The sequence below is a fragment of the Bradyrhizobium sp. WSM2793 genome (assembly GCF_000379585.1).
GTDB lineage: Bacteria > Pseudomonadota > Alphaproteobacteria > Rhizobiales > Xanthobacteraceae > Bradyrhizobium.
The window spans coordinates 137,438-156,512 of record NZ_KB902779.1 but is presented as its reverse complement, the minus strand read 5'-3'; the positions used below and the strand labels follow the sequence as shown (position 1 = coordinate 156,512).

Sequence of the window (19,075 nt, the reverse complement as noted above, 5' to 3'; positions counted from 1 at the left end):
CAATACCGCTGCTGCCTGAACGTCAACCGTCCCGCACCCCAAATGAGGTGCGGACACGACGATCATATGACTGCGGTCCCCCTTTAATTCATCCCGGCTGGGGATGGAAATACTCGAAAATCCTGCGCGCACTCTCGGCACTGACCCCCGGAACCTTGCCGAGATCGGCGATCGAGGCCCGTTCGATCTCCTTCAGGGTTCCGAAATGATGCAGCAAGGCACGTTTGCGTGACGGGCCGATGCCCGGAATCTCCTGCAAACCGGCCTCGCGGATGTCCTTCTTGCGCAGCTTGCGGTGGGAGCCGATGACGAAGCGGTGGGCCTCGTCGCGCAGCCGCTGGATGAAATAAAGCACGGGGTCGCGCGGCTCCAGCTTGATCGCCTCGCGCTCGGGCATGAACAGGGTCTCGCGTCCGGCATCCCGGTCCGGCCCCTTGGCGACCGACATCAGCGACACCTGGGTCAGGCCGAGATTGGCGAAGATCTCGCGAACGGCGTTGAGCTGGCCGCGGCCGCCGTCGATGATGACGAGATCAGGCCATTGCGGGAAGTCGTCGTCCTTCGCTTTGGTCGCACCCTCCTCGGGCGGGTTGATCAGGCGCTTGAAGCGCCGCTCCAGCACCTCGCGCATCATGGCGAAGTCGTCGCCCGGCGTGATCCCTTCCGACTTGATGTTGAACTTGCGGTACTGGTTCTTCACGAAACCGTCGGGGCCGGCGACGATCATGGCGCCGACCGCATTGGTGCCCTGGATGTGGCTGTTGTCGTAGACCTCGATGCGCTTGGGCGAATGGGGCAGGCTCAGCGTCGTGGCGATGGCATCGAGCAGGCGGCTTTGCGTGGCGGTGTCCGCGAGCTTGCGGCCGAGGGCTTCGCGCGCATTGGTCAACGCGTGGGCGACGAGTTCCTTTTTCTCGCCGCGCTTGGGCGCGGTGACCTCGACCTTGTGGCCAGCCTTGATCGACAGCGCATTGGCGAGCAGCTCGCTTTCCTCGATCTCGTGCGAGAGCAGGATGTTCCTCGGCGGCGGCTTGTCGTCGTAGAACTGGGCGAGGAAGGAGCCGAGCACCTCTTCCGGGGTGTACGTCTTCTCCGCGCGCGGAAAATAGGCCCGGTTGCCCCAGTTCTGGCCGGTGCGGAAGAAGAACACCTCGACGCAGGAGAAGCCGCCCTCCTGATGGATGGCGAACACGTCGGCCTCCTCCACCGTGCGCGGATTGATGCCCTGCTGCGACTGGATCGCCGACAGCGCGGCGAGGCGGTCGCGGTAGAGCGCGGCGCGCTCGAACTCGAGGTCACCGGACGCCTTCTCCATCTCGCCGGCAAGCTCCTGCTTCACCGCATGGCTCTTGCCGGACAGGAAGTCGCTCGCCTCGCGCACCAGGGTGGTATAGCCGCCGAAGTCGATCTCGCGGGTGCAGGGGCCGGCGCAGCGGCGGATCTGGTAGAGCAGGCAGGGCCGGGTGCGGCTCTCGAAGAAGGAATCGGTGCAGGAGCGGATCAGGAAGGCGCGCTGCAGCGCCGTGATGGTGCGGTTGACCGCGCCGGCGGAGGCGAAGGGCCCGAAATAGCGCCCGGGCCGGCTCTGCGCGCCGCGATGTTTGAGGATCTGCGGCGCCCAATGGTCGCCGGTGATCAGGATGTAGGGAAACGATTTGTCGTCGCGCAGCTGAACGTTGAAGCGCGGCCGCAGCTGCTTGATGAGGTTGGCTTCCAGCAGCAGCGCCTCGGTCTCGGTGTTGGTCGAGACGATCTCCACGGTCACCGTGGCCGCGATCATGCGCAGGATGCGGGCCGGCTGCGGTGCATTCTGGCGCGCATAGTTGGAGAGGCGCTTTTTGACGTTCTTGGCCTTGCCGACATAGAGCACGTCGGCATTCGCATTGAGCATGCGATAGACGCCGGGCGAGGTCGGTGCGAGCCGCACCGCGCGTTCGATCGCCTCATGGCCGGTCGCCAGCGGTCCTTCGCCGACGGCGCCGCTCTCTTCCAGGATATCGGGCAGCCGCGCATCGTCCTCGTCATCGCCGCCGCTGGTGGCGGGATCGAGGTCCGGAGGCATTTCGGCTGGGACGTCCGGCGCGGCGCCACGCACGGGTTTGCGCGCGCGGTCGTCCGGATTGTCGGTGGAATCGTGAACCATGGAGCGAATTTAGGCGCTGGGGGTGCCGATTTGAAGTTCCGGCCGTGCGGCACGCACAGGATGGCGGCGCAGTTCCCGGTAACGCTTGCTTAAGCCTGTTAACAGCGCGGTAACCCGGCTTAACAGCCCTTTAACTTAAAACTCTCGATAAATCATACGCGAAAAGGTCGTGGTTCCGTAACCATGCGGTTGCCTCGCGCGGCGGCGCGGGCGCCGCACCGGTGACGGCAGTTGCGTTGGAGTTAAGTGATGAAGAGGCTCGTTGTGGGCGCAGCCGCGTTGGTTGCCGCCGGCTGGACAGCTTCGGCGGAGGCCGCCGACATGACTTACGGTCAGCGCGCGCCCTATACCGTCAACCAGCCGCTCAACGCGTATAGCTGGGCAGGCCCCTATCTCGGCGGCAACATCGGCTATGAATGGGGCTCGGTGGACAACAACCCCTCGAAGCCGTCGGGCTTCGTCGGCGGCGTGCAGGCCGGCTACAACTTCCAGAATGGCCCGTTTGTGTTCGGCGTCGAGGGCGACATCCAGGCCGCCGGTGCCGACGACACCTTCGCGCCGTGGAAATTCTCCAATCCGTGGTTCGGCACCCTGCGCGGCCGCGCCGGCTATGCCTTCAGCAACGTGCTGTTCTATGGCACCGCCGGCCTCGCCTTCGGCGAGCTGCGTGCGCAGACCTTCGGCTGGACGGAATCGCACACCACCGCCGGCTGGACCATCGGCGCCGGTGCGGAAGTCGGTCTGGCCCCGAACTGGAGCGCCAAGCTGGAATATCTCTACATCGATCTGTCGACGACACAGTTCGCAATTACAGGGGTGTCAAACGGCTATAGCGCCAGCGTTGTGCGCGCAGGCGTGAACTATCGCTTCTGATAGCTGAAGAAAAAAATACCGGACCATAACCTCCCGGCCGCTCGCAGCCGGGATTTTTTTGCCAAGTATTTTTGCGCCAAGTATTGCGCCGAATGTTGTGCGTCAGGCCCGCTAGGAGAGGATGACCAGATTGACCGCCTTCGGTCCCTTCCCCTTCTTGTCGGGTTCGACTTCGAAAGTAATACGCTGTCCTTCCGCAAGGTCCTTCAGTCCGGCCCGCTCCACAGCAGTAATATGTACGAAGACGTCGCGGCCGCCGTCGTCAGGCTTGATGAAACCGTAGCCGCGTTCGCCGTTGAAAAACTTAACCGTTCCCGTCATGGCCATCGGGAAACTCCCCCTCATTGCTCCTCCGCCGCAACGCAGACTCACGTCACGACATGACGGGGCACTACGGAGCCCGGGAGCTGGCCATCCTTGGGCGGACCGCTGGCGGTCCGGCCGGATCTTTCTTAGGCCTTCACTCCGCCGCAACCATTCGCGGAAGCGGAACGTAAAGCCAGTCACGGAAACAGCATAATACGGTTCTCTGCAGATTGACTACCGCTCCTGCATATTTTTCCCAAGAATGCCGGAGTGTTACGGGCTGGCTTTAAGGCTTGGGCACCTCCAATCGGAATCTGGCAGCACCACCTTGGCCGAGCGGCATTTCCAGCTCGGGCAGGATCGTCTTGAGCTCGCCCTGCAGCGTGTAGGGCGGATTGACGATCAGGAGCCCGGTGGAGGCGAGAGCTCCGCCGTCGAGCTGAGGCGCGACGCTGAACTCGAGGCGCAGACAATTTCCCGGCGGTTTTGCTGCAGATGCGAGCCGCGCCACCGTTTGAACCAGTGTGTCGGTGGCGCGCCGATTCTTGGCGGGATACCAAATGACATAGATGCCGGTTGGCCATTTCGCGAAGGCGGTGGAGAAGGCTTCGCCCAGCCGCTCGAACTCGTCCTTGGCCTCGAAGGGCGGATCGATCAGCACGAGTCCGCGCCGCTCCTTCGGCGGCACGAAAGCCGGCAGCGCCATCCAGCCGTCGAGGTCGACCACGCGGGCCTGTTCGTCGCGGCGCAGCACGTCGATCAGCGCTTTCCGCGCCTTCGGCTCCAGCTCGCATGCGATGATCCGATCTTGCGGCCGGAGCAGGCCGCGCGCAATCAACGGCGAGCCTGGATAGGCCTTGAGCTCACCCTTGGGATTGAAGGCGCGGACGATATCGAGATAGGGTTGTACCAGCGCGAGGGTCTCGTTCGAGAGGCGCGCCTGCATCAGCCGCGCGATTCCGGTCAGCCATTCGCCGCCCCGGCGCGCCTCGTCGCTGTCGAGATCGTAGAGGCCGGCGCCGGCATGGGTGTCGATGACGCGGAACGCCCCCGGCTTGTCCTGCAGATAGGTGATGATGCGCGCCAGCACGATGTGCTTGATGACATCGGCGAAGTTGCCGGCGTGAAAGGCGTGGCGGTAATTCATGGCGAAGAGTTACGACATCACGCGCCGAAAGTAACTGCTGTCATTCCGGGCGGTGCATGGCACCGAGCCCGGAATCCATTTCGCCACGGCGCATGCTGCTGGATGGAATTTCAGATGCGCAAATGCGCATCATCGTTCGCGCTCCGCGCGCCCCGGAATGACGGCGAACAAATCCTATCCGCCCCTGATCGGCGGCATCGTCACCTGATCGCGGCGGCAGGTGCGGCGTTCGATCTCGTCGCAAGCGCGGAATTGCAGGTCCTTGCTGAGGCAGATACGGACCTCGGACAGCCGCGTCCGGTTGCAGGTGACCGAGACGGCGGCATTGCTCAGCCCCGGATTGGCCTTGATGAAGGCTTCCTCGACCTCCGCCGGTGCCACGGTCTTGGCCTGAGACAAATCGAGATATTCGGCCGGGATCTTGATCGCAGCGCGCGCCTTGCGGATCGTCTCGAAATAGTTGCGGCCCTCGAGGCCCGAGCAGGTGCCGTGCTTGTCCCATTCGTTGAAGATCAGGCCCGGCGCCGGCATCAAATCGAGCATCGAGGAGACGATGCTGCGGTTCAGCCGCGGTGCGGGCCGCTGGCAATATTCCGGGAAGCCGGTCTCATATTGCGGCCACAGCCCATGCACCACGAAGGCGTAGGGCCGACCGCTGCACTGGATCTGCGAGCGGCCGCCACGCTCGGCGGCCTCCTCGCAGAACGAGGGCGACCACGACAGCGACAGTACATAGAAGTCGAATTCGCCGGGCGCGTTCTGCCGCTTGTCCTGGGCGTTCGCGCTCCCGGCCAACAAGGCCAGTCCGGCGGCAAGGGTCAGGGAGATCACGAGACGGGAAAACGAATGCAATCTGGAATGAAACATGGCAACGCCCCTCAACTAGACTGTGCGAGGAAGCCTAGCAGGCGATAGGAACATTTCAAGAACAAAATTCGGGGCGACCACCGTTCGGCGCCTTCGATCATCTCGAATCAGGGCTTCCTGCTCAGGGCTTGGCGGCGCGGCAGGCCGGATTATAGGCCCAGTTGCGGTCCAGCCCGACCACGCACCATTCGACGCCGTTGCCATAGCCGGCGAAGCCGCCATCCTCGATGATCGAGAAGTGCACCTTGCGCACCTTGCCGTCATTGAGCATGGCCTCGCCGGTGCAATAGCGGCGGGGAATATTGTCGGACTGCCAGGGCCGGAATGCGGTCTCGCGAACGGCGGCGAAGCTGGTGATCCTCAACGAGGAATTCCAGAACGTGCTTTCCTTTTCCCAGAACTGGGTGGCGATGGTCGGCAGCGCCCGGTCGCAATCGGCGACGGCGCCGTCATAGCGCGGGCCGCTCAGCCAGAAGTTCAGCTCCAGCGGATTGGCGGCCCTGGCCTCACCGAGCGACATCGCTCCGAACATGAGGCCGAGCACGGCGGCATAGCGGAGCAATTTCAGGAAGGGGGCGCGCATGGTCAATCCGGACAGCTAAAGTCTTGCGAAGGTTGGACGGTGCCGCGAAGGCCGGGGGAGGTCAAGTGCAGCGCGGCAACACTTCGCCAGGAGTTGACCACAACTTCGTGGTTGGCAGAGCTTGGGTTCTTTCCACTTCCCTCCCGGCACCGTAAACTGCCCGCCAGCCAATTGGAGTGACGGGAATGCGAATCATTGCGGCCGCGGGTCTTCTCGCCAGCCTGGTTGTCTCGGGTATGATGGCGAGCCAGTCGGCGCGCGCTGACTATGTGCCGCCGTTCAAGGGCAATGACACCGGCGGCATCATCGCCTATTCGATGGCCACCCAGGTCGATGCCCGGCAGGCCGCGGTCGATCACTGCGCGCGCTACGGCAAGGTCGTGAAATTCCTGGCGGTGCAGGCCTATGAGGGCGCTTACATCTCGTTCTCCTGCCGCTGGGTGCCTTATGGCGCCGCCGACCAGCCGATCCGCACGCTCTATTGAGGCGCTGTCGCAGGCCTGCAATTTCTCAGCCGGGAGCCTCTCACATGACGCGCAAACTCGCTTTGCTCGGCTCGACCCTTTGCCTTGCGTTGTCTGCAGGCGTGGCGTGCGCCGACGACCTGCCGGTCCGCAAGGCCGGTCTTTGGGAGATGAAGCTGGTCACATCAGGCTCGCCCGTGCCCGAGATGACCATGCAGCACTGCACCGACGAGACCGTCGACAAGGAGATGAGCAACAACGTCTCCCCGATGGCCAAGCAGATCTGCGCCAAGCAGGAGATCAAGAAGACCGCGGCCGGCTATGTCAGCGATTCCGAGTGCAGCGTCGCCGGCGTCAGCACGACCTCGCATGCCGAGATCACGGGCGATTTCAACTCGGCCTATACGGTGAAGACCTCCTCGCACGCACAAGGCGGTGTCGCCGGCGCTGCGGGGCGCGATACCACCATGACGCTGCAAGCCAAATGGCTTGGGGCCTGCAAGCCCGACCAGAAGCCCGGCGACATCGTGATGCCCGGCGGCTTCAAGATGAACGTGCGCGACATGGATAAGCTGAAGGCGCTGCTGCCGAAGTAGGGCTACGGCGGCTACACCGGTATCCTGACGCTCGCCCTTAGTCCCCCCATCGGGCTGTCGCCAAGCGTGATGTCGCCGCCATGCGAGCGGGCGATGTCGCGGGCGATGGCGAGGCCGAGGCCGGTGCCGCCTTCATCCTGGTTGCGGGCGTTGTCGAGCCGCAGGAACGGCTTGAACACTTCTTCGCGCAAATGCGCGGGAATGCCGGGTCCGTCGTCGTCGATCGTCACGGTCAAATAACGGTGATCGCGCTGGCCGGTGATGGCGATGGCCTTGCCGTAGCGCGCCGCGTTGGTGACGAGATTGGCAAGGCAGCGCTTGAACGAGGCCGGCTTCACCGTCACCACGGGCAGGCCGTGGAAGGCGACGGTCGCGGTATGACCGTGGCGCTCGGCATCGCTGCGCAGCTCCTCGAGCGCCTGCGCCATGTCGGTCGGCTGCGACTGCTCACCGGAATCGCCGCGGGCGAAGGCGAGGTAGTCCTCCAGCATCATCGACATCTCGTCGACATCCTTGCGCATGCCCTCGAGCTCGGGGCTATCGCCGATCAGCGCCAGCTCGAGCTTGAAGCGGGTCAGGATGGTGCGCAGATCGTGGCTGACGCCGGCGAGCATCGCGGTGCGCTGCTCCATGGTGCGCTCGATGCGCGATTTCATCTCGAGGAAGGCGACCGCTGCGCGCCGCACCTCGCGCGCGCCCCTTGGGCGGAAGTTCGGCGCCTCGCGGCCCTTGCCGAAGCTTTCGGCAGCGTCAGCGAGGCGCAGGATCGGCTTGATCTGGTTGCGCAGGAACAGCACGGCGACGATCAGCAGGATCGACGACGTGCCAACCATCCAGAACAGAAAGATCTCCGAGTTGGAGGCATAGGCGGCGCTGCGCTGCGCGAACACGCGCATCACGGCGTCGTCGAGCTGGATGCGGATCTCGACCAGATTGGAGCGACCGACCGTGTCGATCCAGAACGAGCGCCCGATCTGGCGGCCGAGCTGCACCGACAGCGTCTGGTCGAGCAGCGAGAAGAACGGCTTTGGTCCCGGCGGCGGCATGTCGCCGGCGGGCAGGAAGTCGACGACGAGGCCGAGGCGCTGCTGCGCGATGCGGCGGATCTGGTCGCGATCCTTATCTTGCGGATAACCCTTGTAGACGTCGATCAGCGCGGCGATGTCCTGCACCACGGCGGCCGACAGTCGGCGCGTCACCGTGTTCCAGTGCCGCTCCATGAACACGAAGGCGACGACCGATTGCAGCACCACCATCGGCACGATCATGATGAGGAGCGCGCGGGCGTAGAGGCCGGTCGGCATCCAGCCCTTGAACGCGTTGCCCATCCAGCCATTGGCGGCGGAAACGCGGCCGGCGGCGCTTCGGAGCAGCGTCAGGCCGGTATCGATCGTGCTCATCGCTCGCGCTTCACTGATCTATGGCGAGGCTACCAGCCGGTAGCCGATGCCGCGCACCGCCTGGAGGAACAGCGGATTGGCGGGGTCGGTCTCGATCTTGCGCCTGAGGCGGTTGATCTGCACGTCGACGGCGCGCTCGTTGACGCTGCCGTTGCCGGTCAACGCACTGCGCGGCACGGTCTCGCCCGGCGTCTCCGAGAGAATGCGCAGCATCTCGCGCTCGCGGTCGGTGAGGTGGATGACCTCCTCGCCCTGGCGCAGCTCGCCGCGATCGAGATGATAGACGTAGGGACCGAACGCGATCTTCTCCACCGCCGTGGCTTGCGGCGGCGGAGCGGCGCGCTTGAGGATGTTGTTGATGCGCAGCGCCAGCTCGCGCGGCTCGAACGGTTTCGCCACGTAGTCGTCGGCGCCGATCTGCAGGCCCTCGATGCGCGCTTCCGCCTCGTGTCGTGCCGTCAGCATCACGATCGGCACCGAGGAGGATGTCCGGATGAAGCGGGCGAGATCGAAGCCGGTCTCGCCGGGCATCATGACGTCGAGGATCAAGAGGTCGAAATGCAGGCCCTGCAGTTTCGAGCGTGCATCGCCGGCACTCGCGGCGGTGGTGACGCGGTAGCCCTCGGCGGCGAGGAAGCGCGAGAGCAGATCGCGGATGCGGCGGTCGTCGTCGACGAGCAGCAGATGCGGCGCGTCATCGGCCGGGCGTGCCGGCGGGCGGGCGAGAGTGGCAGCGAGCGTCACGGTCACTCCTTGGCGTCGTGGTTGACGGAAGCGAAGATCGTCTCGAGCACCTTGTCCGGATCGTCGCGATCGATCATCGCGCGCAGGAAGCGCTTGACCGTCTCGGCATCCTGCGGACCCATTTCGGCGAGCGCCTTGGTGATCCGCGTGGTCTGCAGACCGGCGAGCTTCTGCACCAGCGCCTCGCCCTTCGGCGTCGCGTAGAGCAGGCGCTGGCGGCGGTCATTGTCGCCGGTCTTCTGCACGATGTAGCCCTCGTCCAGCAGCTGCTTGAGCACGCGGCCGAGCGACTGCTTGGTGATGCGCAGGACGTCGAGCAGATCGGCGACCTTGAGGCCGGGATAGCGGTAGACGAAGTGCATGACCCGGTGATGGGCCCGGCCGAAGCCGAAAGCCTCCAGCTCCTGGTCGGGGTCGCCGACGAAGTCGCGATAGGCGAAGAACAGTAGCTCGATGATATCCCAGCGCAAATTGCCTCCGTCGTGTGCGGCCGGCTTGGGCTCGGCGGCGTCGTGAGAGGAAGTCGCGAAATTTATGTCAGGCATATTGACGTATCTTGGGTTCAATGTTACAAAACGATTGACCAGCACGAAATTTTAGATCGTTTCGCGCGGGTGGCATCGAAGCAGGGCGGCTGGAGAGAGCCGGACAGGCGACGACGGCCGGATCAGATCTACCGTGCGATTGTCGAGCGGCGTTTCGGCAAAACATACTGGACTTCCGCCTTCCGCAAAAGCATGTCCTCGGCGATATGCTGGCCACGGAAACCGGCCGTAACAAGGCTGGCGGTGGTCCGGCCTAAAACCAATCAAGCCAGCCGGACCCGAAAGGGGCAGGCCGGCGCCAGAACGGCGTCGCCACCGGCAGCGGGAGGCAAGGACATGAGCATGAAATTCGACATCCAGCCCGCATCCAATCCGACGTCCGAGAAAGACCGCGTGGCCAGGCTGGTGGACCCCGGCTTCGGACGGGTCTTCACCGATCACATGGCGATCGTGCGCTACAATCAGGCAAAGGGCGGCTGGTACGAGGCGAAGATCGAGGCACGCGCCAACTTCCAGCTCGATCCGGCCGGCGCGGTGCTGCACTACGCCCAGGAAATTTTCGAGGGTCTGAAGGCCTACAAGCGTGACGACGGCGGCGTGAACCTGTTCCGTCCCGACGCCAATGCGCGGCGCTTCAAGGACTCGGCCGACCGCATGGCGATGGCGCAGCTGCCCGAGGACGTCTTCATCGAGGCGGTCGAGCAGGTCGTGCGCATCGACCGCGCCTGGATGCCGGGCGGCGAGGGCAGCCTTTACCTGCGGCCCTTCATGATCGCGAGCGAGACCTTCCTCGGCGTCAAGCCGTCGTCCGAATATATCTTCGCCGTCATCGCTTCCCCGGTCGGCTCCTACTTCAAGGGCGGGCCTGCGCCGGTGTCGATCTGGGTCTCGGAGAATTACACGCGCGCTGCCGTCGGCGGCACCGGGGCGGTCAAGTGCGGCGGCAATTATGCCGCGAGCCTGCGTGCCCAGGCCGAAGCGATCCAGCATGGCTGCGATCAGGTGGTCTTCCTCGACGCGGTCGAGCGCCGCTATATCGAGGAGCTCGGCGGCATGAACGTGTTCTTCGTGTTCGACGACGGCTCGCTCTCGACGCCGCCGCTCGGCACCATCCTGCCCGGCATCACCCGCGATTCCATCATCGCGCTCGCCAAGGATGCCGGCAAAACCGTGCGCGAGGAGCCGTATTCGCTCGACCAGTGGCGCAAGGATGCGGTCAGCGGCAAGCTGAAGGAAGCGTTTGCCTGCGGTACCGCGGCCGTGATCTCGCCAATCGGCAAGGTGCGCTCGGTGAGCGGCGATTTCGAGATCTCGGGCGGCGCCGCCGGCCCCGTCGCCATGGGCCTGCGCAAGCAGCTCGTCGACATCCAGTACGGCCGCACCAACGATCCCCATAACTGGATCCGCAAGGTGTTTTGAGATGCGGCGATGCGCGTTTCTCCTTTCGTGAGGAGAGGGGAAACGCGCATCGTTTGTGGTTTTTCGTGCACTGAACGTGCCGTTGCCGACATGCGACAAAGTCTGGACACATCTGGACATCAGGACATCGCGACCATGGCAACGAAACTCTCCCAACCCATGAAATGGGTCGTTCTCGCCGCAATCACCGGCGTCTCCGTTTTCGGCATCCTGACCATCGGCCCGATGCATGAGGTGGTCGCGCAAGACCGCTCGCCGATCGTCGATGTGCGCACCAGCGATCCCGAGATGAATGCCGCGATCGCGCGCGCCCGCGGCACGCTGCCGACTTTCTGGGCCTCCTATCAATCGCCAAAGCCGTCGGAGGCCGGGCACGCCCTGAAGGTGCGCTTCTCGACCCGCAAGGGCGGTGAGCACATCTGGATCGGCGAGGTGAAGAAGCGGCCAGACGGGACCTATTCCGGTCTGTTCGCCAACGAACCGCGTGACCTGCCCGGCAAGCGGGCCGGCGACGAGGTCAAGTTCACCGAGGCCGACATTTCGGACTGGATGTTCATGCGCAACGGCAAGATCGTCGGCGGCGAAACCATCAAGCCGACGCTGAAGTCGCTGCCGAAGGCGGACGCGGATGCCCTGAGGGCACGGATGGAGCGGCCGTAAAGGAAGGTCTCTTCCCCTCTCCCCGCAAGCGGGGCGAGGTGCAGAACACAGGCCGGTTGCCGCCTCGCGCCCCGGCTGGTAAACGCCGCGCATGGCCGAGAAACCCAAAAAACCCCAGAAACTGAAGGCGCGCCTGCCGCGCGGGCTCGAGGATCGCGATCCCGCCGCGATCCGGGCGACGCGCGAGATGGTGGAGAAGATCCGCGCCGTCTACGAGCTCTACGGGTTCGAGCCCGTGGAGACGCCGGCGATGGAATACACCGACGCGCTCGGCAAGTTCCTGCCCGACCAGGATCGTCCGAACGAGGGCGTGTTCTCGTTCCTGGACGACGACGAGCAGTGGATCAGCCTGCGCTACGATTTGACGGCGCCGCTCGCCCGCTATGTCGGCGAGCGCTACGGCACCGACGCTCTGGTCTTGCCCTACCGCAGCTACCGGGTCGGCTATGTCTTCCGCAACGAAAAGCCCGGCCCGGGCCGCTTCCGGCAGTTCATGCAGTTCGACGCCGACACGGTCGGTTCGGCGACGCCGGCGGCGGATGCCGAGATCTGCATGATGGCTGCGGACACGATGGAGGCGCTCGGCATCGCGCGCGGCTCCTATGTCGTGAAGGTCAACAACCGCAAAGTGCTCGACGGCGTGCTGGAAGCCATCGGGCTCGGTGGCGACGAGAACGCAGGCCGTAGGCTGACCGTGCTGCGCGCCATCGACAAGCTCGACAAGTTTTCCGCCGACGAAGTGCGCAAGCTGCTCGGTCCCGGACGATGGGACGGCGGCGAGGAAGGCAAGGGCGACTTCACCAAGGGCGCCAATTTGAGCGAGGCGGAGGCTGATGTCGTGCTCGCCATCACCAAGCCGCGCGACGATTGGAAAGAGGCCATTGCCGCGGCCGAAACCTACCTCGCCAAGAGCGAAGTCGGTCAGGCCGGCGTGAGCGAGCTGGAGGAGATTGCCAAGCTGGTGATTGCGTCGGGCTACGGTGCCGACCGCATCAAGATCGATCCCTCCGTGGTGCGCGGTCTCGAATATTACACCGGTCCTGTCTACGAAGTCGAACTGCTGCTCGAGACCAAGGACGAGAAGGGCCGCCCGGTGCGCTTCGGCTCGGTCGGCGGGGGCGGGCGTTACGATGGCCTCGTCTCACGTTTCCGCGGCGAGCCGGTGCCGGCGACCGGTTTCTCGATCGGCGTCTCGCGTTTGCAGGCCGCGCTGACGCTGCTCGGCAAGCTCGACAACAAGCCTGAATTCGGGCCCGTCGTCGTCACCGTGTTCGACCGCGACCGCGTCGCCGACTATCAGAAGATGGTGGCAAGCTTGCGCACCGCCGGCATCCGCGCCGAGCTCTATCTCGGCAATCCCAAGAACATGGGCAATCAGCTCAAATATGCCGACCGCCGCAATTCACCGTGCGTGATCATCCAGGGCTCGGATGAAAAGGCGCGCGGCGAGCTGCAGATCAAGGATCTGATCGAAGGCGCCAAGGCGGCGGCTGCGATCGCTTCCAACCAGGAATGGCGCGAGAGCCGCCCGGCGCAGTTCTCATGCAGCGAAGCCGATCTCGTCGCCAAGGTGCGCGAGGTCCTGGCCCGCCATGACGTAAAGTGGGGATAGCCATTCCGCCAAGCCGTCATGCCCGGGCTTGTCCCGGGCATCCACGTCTTGTTTGATGGATGAGCACGTGGATGGCCGGGACAAGCCCGGCCATGACGACAGCAACAGGGAGAAGACGATGCCTGAGATCACTGTCAGCATGGCCGAAGGCCGCACCGACGAGCAAAAGGCCGGCATGATGCGCGACATCACCCAGGCGTTGGTGAAGAATCTCGGCGTCGATGCCGATGCCGTCGTCATCCAGATCAACGAAGCCCCGCTCCGCCACAAGATGAAGGGCGGCAAGACGTTCGTGGAGCGCGCGGCGGCGGCGAAGAAGTAGCCAGCGCTGTAGCGTCAATCACCGCTGTCGTCCCGGACAAGCGTCAGCGCAGATCCGGGAGCCATAACCACAGGGAGTGGTTATGCGGTGAAGCGGTAACTCCGAGTCCCCGAAACCACGACGTCCTGTGGTTATGGGTCCGGGATCGGCGCGCACATAAGGCGCGCTTGTCCGGGACGACACCGTGTGTGAGGCCCCCATGGACGCACGCGATTTCATCAAGGTCGGCATGAATGCCGAGCGCACGCTGGTGGTCCCGGCGGAGCGCACGGTCGGGCACTTCGTGCCGGGCATGCCGTTTGTCTACGCGACGCCGATGATGATCCTGGAAATGGAGATGACGGCGGGCGATGCGATCCGCGCTGCGCTTCAGCCTGGCTGGGTCACTGTCGGCACCGAGGTCGACATCCGCCATCTCGCAGCCGCCCTCGTCGGCGCGACGGTGCGGACCACCGCGAAGGTCGTCGCCGTCGAACGCCGAGTCATCCGCTTCGAGGTCGAGGCCTTCGAGGGCACGCGCAAGCTCGGCGAAGGCCGCCACGCGCGCGGGCTCGTCAATGTCGAGATGTTCAACAGGCGGCTCGCCGCGGGCACGACGCCGTAGGGTGGGCAAAGCGAAGCGTGCCCACGGCTTCCGGAGAGACAATTGAAAGATCGTGGGCACGGCGCCCTGCGCCTTTGCCCACCCTACGGCACCTGCTTACTTCGCCAATTCCTTCGACCGCTTCGTCGCCGTCGCGATCGCGCGGATCATCAGGTCGCGCAGACCCGGCTCGCCCATCAGCACACCGAGCGCGGCGGCCGTGGTGCCGCCGGGCGAGGTGACGTTCTGGCGCAGCGTGCTCGACGGCAGCTCCGACTGGTGCAGCAATTCGCCGGAGCCGGCGACGGTCTCGCGTGCGAGCTTAATTGCCAGCGCCTCAGGCAGTCCGGCTTCGACGCCGGCGCGGGCCAGCTCTTCGGCGAGCAGAAACACATAGGCCGGGCCGGAGCCGGAGACGGCCGTGACCGCGTCCATCAGGCTCTCGTCATCGACCCATTCGACCGAGCCGGTGGCGCGCAGCAGCGCATCGGCCACCGCGCGCTGCCCGGCGCTGACGTTCTTGGCTGCGACCGCAACGGTGATGCCGCGGCCGATCGCGGCCGGCGTGTTCGGCATCGCGCGCACCACGGCGCCGCCGCAGACCTCCTGGAGCGATGTGATCGTGGTTCCCGCCATGATCGAGACCACCGACGTCTTGTCCGAGACGAACGCTTTTAGCTTCGCGCCGGCCTCGCGGAACATCTGCGGCTTCACCGCGACGACCAGCGTCTCGACCTGGCCGGCCGTCGCTACTTCGGGATTGAGCGCAACGCCCTTGGCGGCAAGGGCGGTGATCTCGGGCGAGATGTGCGGATCGACCACCGCGACGCGACGCGGATCGAGTCCGCCCGCCAGCCATCCGGTCAGCATTGCGCCGCCCATCTTGCCGGCGCCGGCGAGGAGGATGGTGCCGGTGATGTTTTGAAGAGTGCTGTTGTTAGCCACTGTAATCACCCAAGCAAAAGGTGTCGTCCCTGCGAACGCGGGGACCCCCGCGCGAGCGCTTGCGCTCGTCGCGTCACCACAGGCGGTTCTAGTGGATGAAGGTGTTGGCAACAAGCCGCGTGCCACAAGAGGCATCACGCTGTATGGGTCCCGGAGCGGCGCTTCGCTTGTCCGGGACGACAGGAGGAGGGAGTGTTGGCTTCCTTAAGGGTCCTACGCCTCTCCCACCGTATCGAACATCGCCGCGTCCATCGCTTCGGTCGTGGTCTTGCCAGCCCACACCACGAACTGGAACGCCGGGAAATAGCGCTCGCAGGCATGGATGGCGCCGGCGAGCATGGCCTCGCATTGCGCGGTCGAGGCGGTGAGCCCGCCCGGCAGCACCAGGGCCTGGCGGTGCATGACCATGCCGGTGTTGGTCCAGAGATCGAAATGACCGACCCACAGCTGCTCGTTGACCGCGGCGACGAGCCGCTGCACCTCACTGCGGCGCGCAACCGGAATCTTCATGTCGAACGCGCAGGCCAGATGCAGCGCCTCGATCTCGCCCATCCAGGTGAAGGAGAGCTGGTAATCGGTCCATTGTCCCTTGGAGACAATCGTGAGTTCGTCTTCGCCGGAGCGTTCGAACGGCCAGTTGTTGCTGGCAGCGATATCCTCGACCACCGCGAGCGGATGGCTTTTGGAATCGATAGTGCCTTCGAGCAGGGACATGCCGTCTCGACCTCTTGCCTTCTTGTTGTCTTTGATACGCACGCGGTTGGGCCCGGCGCGCGCTCCCTAAACGTCGCTACGGCGTCCCCTCGGAGTCTTGCGATCCCTCGGATCAGCGCGGGCCTGTCGCGGATCAAGTGATGTGATTTGCGGAATCTGCGCAACGGGGTCCCGAGTCCGTCCACAAGCCAGGACTCGTTCGTCCACAGCTCATCTCCGCCACAATTCTTAACGGAGGGAAGTCCTCGATCCGGATGGATGAGAACAAACCGGAATCGGATTCGCGGGGGAGGGCGCCATTCGTTAATTCCGTCCCGCGAGGGCCGCTCCCGCGGGAATGACATGGGACCATGCGATCCGCCCATACGGAACACGCTTGCTGCGGCCGCCGGCTGGCGGCATATTTCCAGCCAGGCCGTTCATCCCGGACGGCCGATGTTCTCAGGGCGGGGTGAAAGTCCCCACCGGCGGTAAGGGCCGAAAGGCCTAAGCCCGCGAGCGCCTTCCCTTAGGTCTTTCTTGCCGAGGGGAAGGGTCAGCAGATTCGGTGCAACTCCGAAGCCGACGGTTAGAGTCCGGATGAAAGAGAACGGTCGGAGGCAGACGCATCGCAAGATGCGGCTGTTTGTCGTTCCGTGTGCCCTGATTCTGGTCCTTAAGAAGGAAAGCCATGAATCAGATGCTGCAAGACCCCAAAACCGAAACTTCCGAAGCCACCCAACCGCCGGTTCCGCAAGACCCGGCGCCCGACCACCCGCGCTTTGCCAAGCCGCAGCGGGTGGCCTTCGTGCAGGCCTGCTGGCACCGCGACGTGGTCGAGGAGGCCCGCATCGCCTTCATCAAGGAGGCCGAGGCGCGCCATCTCACCCATGTCGACGTGTTCGAGGTGCCGGGCTCGTTCGAGATCCCGCTGCACGCGCAGGTCCTCGCCAAGACGCGGCGCTACACCGCCATCGTCGCGGCCGGCCTCGTCGTCGATGGCGGCATCTATCGCCACGAGTTCGTCGCCGACACCGTGATCAAGGCCTTGATGGACGTGCAGCTGCGTACCGAAGTGCCCGTGTTCTCGGCGGTGCTGACGCCGCAGCAATTCCACGAGACCGAGGTGCACTACGACTTCTTCCGCAAGCATTTTGCGATCAAGGGCGTCGAGGTCGCGGCTGCCTGTGCGGAGACGTTGCTCGGCCTGGAGCGCCTGCGCGGCCAGGTCGCGGCGGGGATCGTGGGGTAGGCGGACTGCCGTAGGGTGGGCAAAGCGAAAGCGTGCCCACCACCTTCATCACAAAAGAAAAGGTGGGCCCGGCGCTTTGCGCCTTTGCCCACCCTACGAGACTTTCGGATCGGAAAAACTAGTCGAACAGGCTCGACACGGATTCTTCCGCGGCGGTGCGTGCGATCGCGTCGGAGATCAGGCTGGCGATCGGCAGCGTGCGGATGTTCGGCGCCTTGGTCACCGCGTCGGTCGGCAGGATCGAGTCGGTGATCACGAGCTCCTTCAGCCTCGAGCCCGCGATGCGGGCGGCCGCGCCGCCGGAGAGCACGCCGTGGGTGATGTAGGCGTAGACGTCCTTGGCGCCCTTGGCGATCAGCGCGTCGGCCGCGTTCACCAGCGTGCCGCCGGAGTCCACGATGTCGTCGATCAGGATGCAGGTGTAGCCGGCGACGTCGCCGATCACGTTCATGACCTCGGATTCGCCCGCCCTCTCGCGGCGCTTGTCGACGATCGCGAGCGGGGTATTGATGCGCTTGGCAAGGCCGCGCGCGCGGGCCACGCCGCCGACGTCGGGCGAGATCACCATCGTCTTGGAGAGGTCGAACCTCTCCTTGATGTCGCGCACCATCAGTGGCGCGGCATAGAGATTGTCGGTCGGGATGTCGAAGAAGCCCTGGATCTGGCCGGCGTGCAGATCGAGCGTCATGACGCGATCGACACCGGCCTGCGTGATCAAATTGGCGACCAGCTTGGCCGAGATCGGCGTGCGCGAGCCCGACTTGCGGTCCTGCCGGGCGTAGCCGAAATAGGGCAGCACCGCCGTGATGCGGCGCGCCGAGGAGCGGCGCAGCGCGTCGGTGATGATCAGCAACTCCATCAGATGGTCGTTCGCCGGGAACGAGGTCGACTGGATGATGAAGGCATCCGAGCCGCGGACGTTCTCCTGGATCTCGACGAAGATCTCCATGTCGGCGAAGCGCCGCACCACCGCCTTGGTCAGCGGCAGGTCCAGGCCCTGCGCAATCGCCTGCGCGAGGGCCGGATTGGAGTTGCCGGCGACGAGCTTGATGGAGCCGTTTTTGGCCGACATAGACGCTTCCTCCCGCGCTTTGCTGGATACGACGTTCAACATCTCAGATCCCACTGGAAGCACGGTTACAACGGGCGAGGAAATATCAGGCCGGGGGCTGCAATGGCAACCCGGGATGCTACGTTTTCCCTTCGAAATCCTGAGTCGGGCCAACGGCTTGGCCGCAACTCGAGGCCGTGGTTTAGCGGGGGTTATCGTTCGGCATAGCCGAGTGCCGTGGCAGGCATCTCCGCCACCGGGGCCTGCGGGATCACGCTCGCCACCGCCGGGCCCCGCAGGCCAGGAGCCGTGCCCGGGGTATCCGGCGTTCCGTTGATCATGTTGGAAAGTCCGCTGAATCCGGCCTGGGCGATCTTCCGCAGCACGAGGTCGTCGGCTGCTGCCCACGGATCGCGGCCGGCTTTGGCCGAGGTCGGTTCCTCGCCGGAGAGGCGCAGCGCCCGCTGCTGGTTGGCGTCGTAGACGTCCCAGACCCAGGCGATCACCGTCTTGCCGCGCACCACCTGGGCGGAGAGATAGCTGCGCACGCGGTAGGCGGCGGTCCCCTCGCGGGAGATGACGGACAGGCTGCGCAGCTTGGATTCGCTGTCGAGCACGCCGACCATGCGGTCGAACACCTGCGGCGGCGGCCCGTCGATCGATTCGAAGGCGACCGTTGCCCCGGAGCCGGCGGTCGGCGCCATTGCATAGGAGTTGGCGGCCCCACCGCCGCCGGCGCAGCCGCCAAGCGCAGTCGCTGCCGCGAGCAGCACGACCGCCAGCACGCGCGAACCCGCGCGGCCCAGGATGAATGACGCGTCCCTCATTATGGAGGGCAGCGATATCGTTAAAATCGATTAAGGTCTAGGG

The 19,075-nt window shown here is 64.9% G+C and carries 21 protein-coding genes and 1 riboswitch; of the genes, 9 read left to right on the top strand and 12 right to left on the bottom strand.

The genetic code is table 11. From position 1 onward, the window contains the following. Positions 1 to 88: 88 nt before the first annotated feature. The gene (gene uvrC / locus A3AS_RS0114775; RefSeq protein ID WP_018318353.1) at positions 89 to 2,143 is read right to left on the bottom strand and encodes an excinuclease ABC subunit UvrC; all 2,055 of its coding nucleotides are present in this window, start codon (positions 2,141 to 2,143) and stop codon (positions 89 to 91) included. Between the two features lie 249 nt (positions 2,144 to 2,392). On the opposite strand from uvrC, the gene A3AS_RS0114770 reads away from it, so the two are divergent. Next, positions 2,393 to 3,016, top strand: coding sequence for an outer membrane protein (locus A3AS_RS0114770; RefSeq protein WP_020508683.1), 624 nt, complete (start codon positions 2,393 to 2,395; stop codon positions 3,014 to 3,016). 111 nt (positions 3,017 to 3,127) lie between these two features. Here A3AS_RS0114770 and A3AS_RS0114765 read toward each other — a convergent pair whose 3' ends face one another. The 4 genes from A3AS_RS0114765 to A3AS_RS0114745 all read right to left on the bottom strand — a co-directional run bounded on the left by A3AS_RS0114765 (position 3,128) and on the right by A3AS_RS0114745 (position 5,919). After that, positions 3,128 to 3,343: a cold-shock protein gene (locus tag A3AS_RS0114765; protein ID WP_008544396.1), complete on the bottom strand. Its 216-nt coding sequence runs from the start codon at positions 3,341 to 3,343 to the stop codon at positions 3,128 to 3,130. A 265-nt stretch (positions 3,344 to 3,608) separates the two neighbouring features. Beyond that, on the bottom strand, positions 3,609 to 4,469 hold the full coding sequence (locus tag A3AS_RS0114760) for a 23S rRNA (adenine(2030)-N(6))-methyltransferase RlmJ (RefSeq protein WP_018318351.1): 861 nt from the start codon (positions 4,467 to 4,469) through the stop codon (positions 3,609 to 3,611). Positions 4,470 to 4,643: 174 nt separating this feature from the next. After that, complete coding sequence (locus A3AS_RS0114750) at positions 4,644 to 5,336, bottom strand: ribonuclease T2 (protein WP_018318349.1); 693 nt, start codon at positions 5,334 to 5,336, stop codon at positions 4,644 to 4,646. A 121-nt stretch (positions 5,337 to 5,457) separates the two neighbouring features. Continuing rightward, positions 5,458 to 5,919 carry a hypothetical protein gene (locus A3AS_RS0114745; RefSeq protein ID WP_026202004.1) on the bottom strand — a complete coding sequence of 154 codons (462 nt, stop codon included), beginning with the start codon at positions 5,917 to 5,919 and terminating at the stop codon, positions 5,458 to 5,460. 185 nt (positions 5,920 to 6,104) lie between these two features. Here A3AS_RS0114745 and A3AS_RS0114740 point away from each other — a divergent pair, with 185 nt between their 5' ends. Together A3AS_RS0114740 and A3AS_RS0114735 are read left to right on the top strand one after the other, a co-directional pair. Beyond that, positions 6,105 to 6,404 carry a hypothetical protein gene (locus A3AS_RS0114740; protein ID WP_018318348.1) on the top strand — a complete coding sequence of 100 codons (300 nt, stop codon included), beginning with the start codon at positions 6,105 to 6,107 and terminating at the stop codon, positions 6,402 to 6,404. A gap of 44 nt (positions 6,405 to 6,448) precedes the next feature. Then, entirely contained in the window at positions 6,449 to 6,979 is a 531-nt protein-coding gene (locus tag A3AS_RS0114735; RefSeq protein ID WP_018318347.1) for a DUF3617 family protein, read from the top strand. A gap of 11 nt (positions 6,980 to 6,990) precedes the next feature. Here the strand turns inward: A3AS_RS0114735 and A3AS_RS0114730 are convergent, their stop codons facing one another. From A3AS_RS0114730 to A3AS_RS0114720, 3 genes are read right to left on the bottom strand one after another with little or no spacing between them, the layout of a single operon-like run. Continuing rightward, complete coding sequence (locus A3AS_RS0114730; RefSeq protein WP_018318346.1) at positions 6,991 to 8,379, bottom strand: ATP-binding protein; 1,389 nt, start codon at positions 8,377 to 8,379, stop codon at positions 6,991 to 6,993. An 18-nt stretch (positions 8,380 to 8,397) separates the two neighbouring features. Further along, a complete protein-coding gene (locus tag A3AS_RS0114725; protein ID WP_018318345.1) occupies positions 8,398 to 9,129 on the bottom strand; it encodes a response regulator in 732 nt (243 codons plus the stop codon). Beyond that, a complete protein-coding gene (locus A3AS_RS0114720; protein WP_018318344.1) occupies positions 9,126 to 9,668 on the bottom strand; it encodes a MarR family winged helix-turn-helix transcriptional regulator in 543 nt (180 codons plus the stop codon). Before A3AS_RS0114720 ends, A3AS_RS0114725 begins: the two co-directional genes overlap by 4 nt. Positions 9,669 to 10,004: 336 nt before the next feature. Between A3AS_RS0114720 and A3AS_RS0114715 the strand changes: the two genes are divergently transcribed. The 5 genes from A3AS_RS0114715 (at position 10,005) to A3AS_RS0114695 (ending at position 14,285) form a co-directional block, all read left to right on the top strand. Beyond that, the gene (locus A3AS_RS0114715; protein WP_018318343.1) at positions 10,005 to 11,087 is read left to right on the top strand and encodes a branched-chain amino acid aminotransferase; all 1,083 of its coding nucleotides are present in this window, start codon (positions 10,005 to 10,007) and stop codon (positions 11,085 to 11,087) included. 135 nt (positions 11,088 to 11,222) lie between these two features. Then, a complete protein-coding gene (locus A3AS_RS0114710) occupies positions 11,223 to 11,747 on the top strand; it encodes a YegJ family protein (RefSeq protein WP_018318342.1) in 525 nt (174 codons plus the stop codon). A 91-nt stretch (positions 11,748 to 11,838) separates the two neighbouring features. Continuing rightward, positions 11,839 to 13,359: a histidine--tRNA ligase gene (hisS, locus tag A3AS_RS0114705; RefSeq protein WP_018318341.1), complete on the top strand. Its 1,521-nt coding sequence runs from the start codon at positions 11,839 to 11,841 to the stop codon at positions 13,357 to 13,359. 55 nt (positions 13,360 to 13,414) lie between these two features. Then, positions 13,415 to 13,681, top strand: coding sequence for a tautomerase family protein (locus A3AS_RS0114700; RefSeq protein ID WP_018318340.1), 267 nt, complete (start codon positions 13,415 to 13,417; stop codon positions 13,679 to 13,681). 199 nt (positions 13,682 to 13,880) lie between these two features. Next, a complete protein-coding gene (locus A3AS_RS0114695; RefSeq protein WP_018318339.1) occupies positions 13,881 to 14,285 on the top strand; it encodes a thioesterase family protein in 405 nt (134 codons plus the stop codon). A 96-nt stretch (positions 14,286 to 14,381) separates the two neighbouring features. On the opposite strand, the gene proC is transcribed toward A3AS_RS0114695, so the two are convergent. Together proC and A3AS_RS0114685 are read right to left on the bottom strand one after the other, a co-directional pair. Beyond that, positions 14,382 to 15,209 (bottom strand): pyrroline-5-carboxylate reductase, encoded by an 828-nt coding sequence (gene proC / locus A3AS_RS0114690; RefSeq protein ID WP_198293699.1) that lies wholly within the window; start codon positions 15,207 to 15,209, stop codon positions 14,382 to 14,384. Positions 15,210 to 15,422: 213 nt separating this feature from the next. Then, positions 15,423 to 15,923 (bottom strand): YbjN domain-containing protein, encoded by a 501-nt coding sequence (locus A3AS_RS0114685; protein ID WP_026202003.1) that lies wholly within the window; start codon positions 15,921 to 15,923, stop codon positions 15,423 to 15,425. Positions 15,924 to 16,356: 433 nt separating this feature from the next. After that, positions 16,357 to 16,518: riboswitch (FMN riboswitch) on the top strand. A 75-nt stretch (positions 16,519 to 16,593) separates the two neighbouring features. Between A3AS_RS0114685 and A3AS_RS0114680 the strand changes: the two genes are divergently transcribed. Then, positions 16,594 to 17,154 (top strand): 6,7-dimethyl-8-ribityllumazine synthase, encoded by a 561-nt coding sequence (locus tag A3AS_RS0114680; RefSeq protein ID WP_018318336.1) that lies wholly within the window; start codon positions 16,594 to 16,596, stop codon positions 17,152 to 17,154. Between the two features lie 118 nt (positions 17,155 to 17,272). Here A3AS_RS0114680 and A3AS_RS0114675 read toward each other — a convergent pair whose 3' ends face one another. Together A3AS_RS0114675 and A3AS_RS0114670 are read right to left on the bottom strand one after the other, a co-directional pair. Continuing rightward, a complete protein-coding gene (locus A3AS_RS0114675; RefSeq protein WP_026202002.1) occupies positions 17,273 to 18,226 on the bottom strand; it encodes a ribose-phosphate pyrophosphokinase in 954 nt (317 codons plus the stop codon). Between the two features lie 191 nt (positions 18,227 to 18,417). Further along, a complete protein-coding gene (locus A3AS_RS0114670) occupies positions 18,418 to 19,032 on the bottom strand; it encodes a hypothetical protein (RefSeq protein ID WP_018318334.1) in 615 nt (204 codons plus the stop codon). Between the last annotated feature and the right edge of the window lie 43 nt (positions 19,033 to 19,075).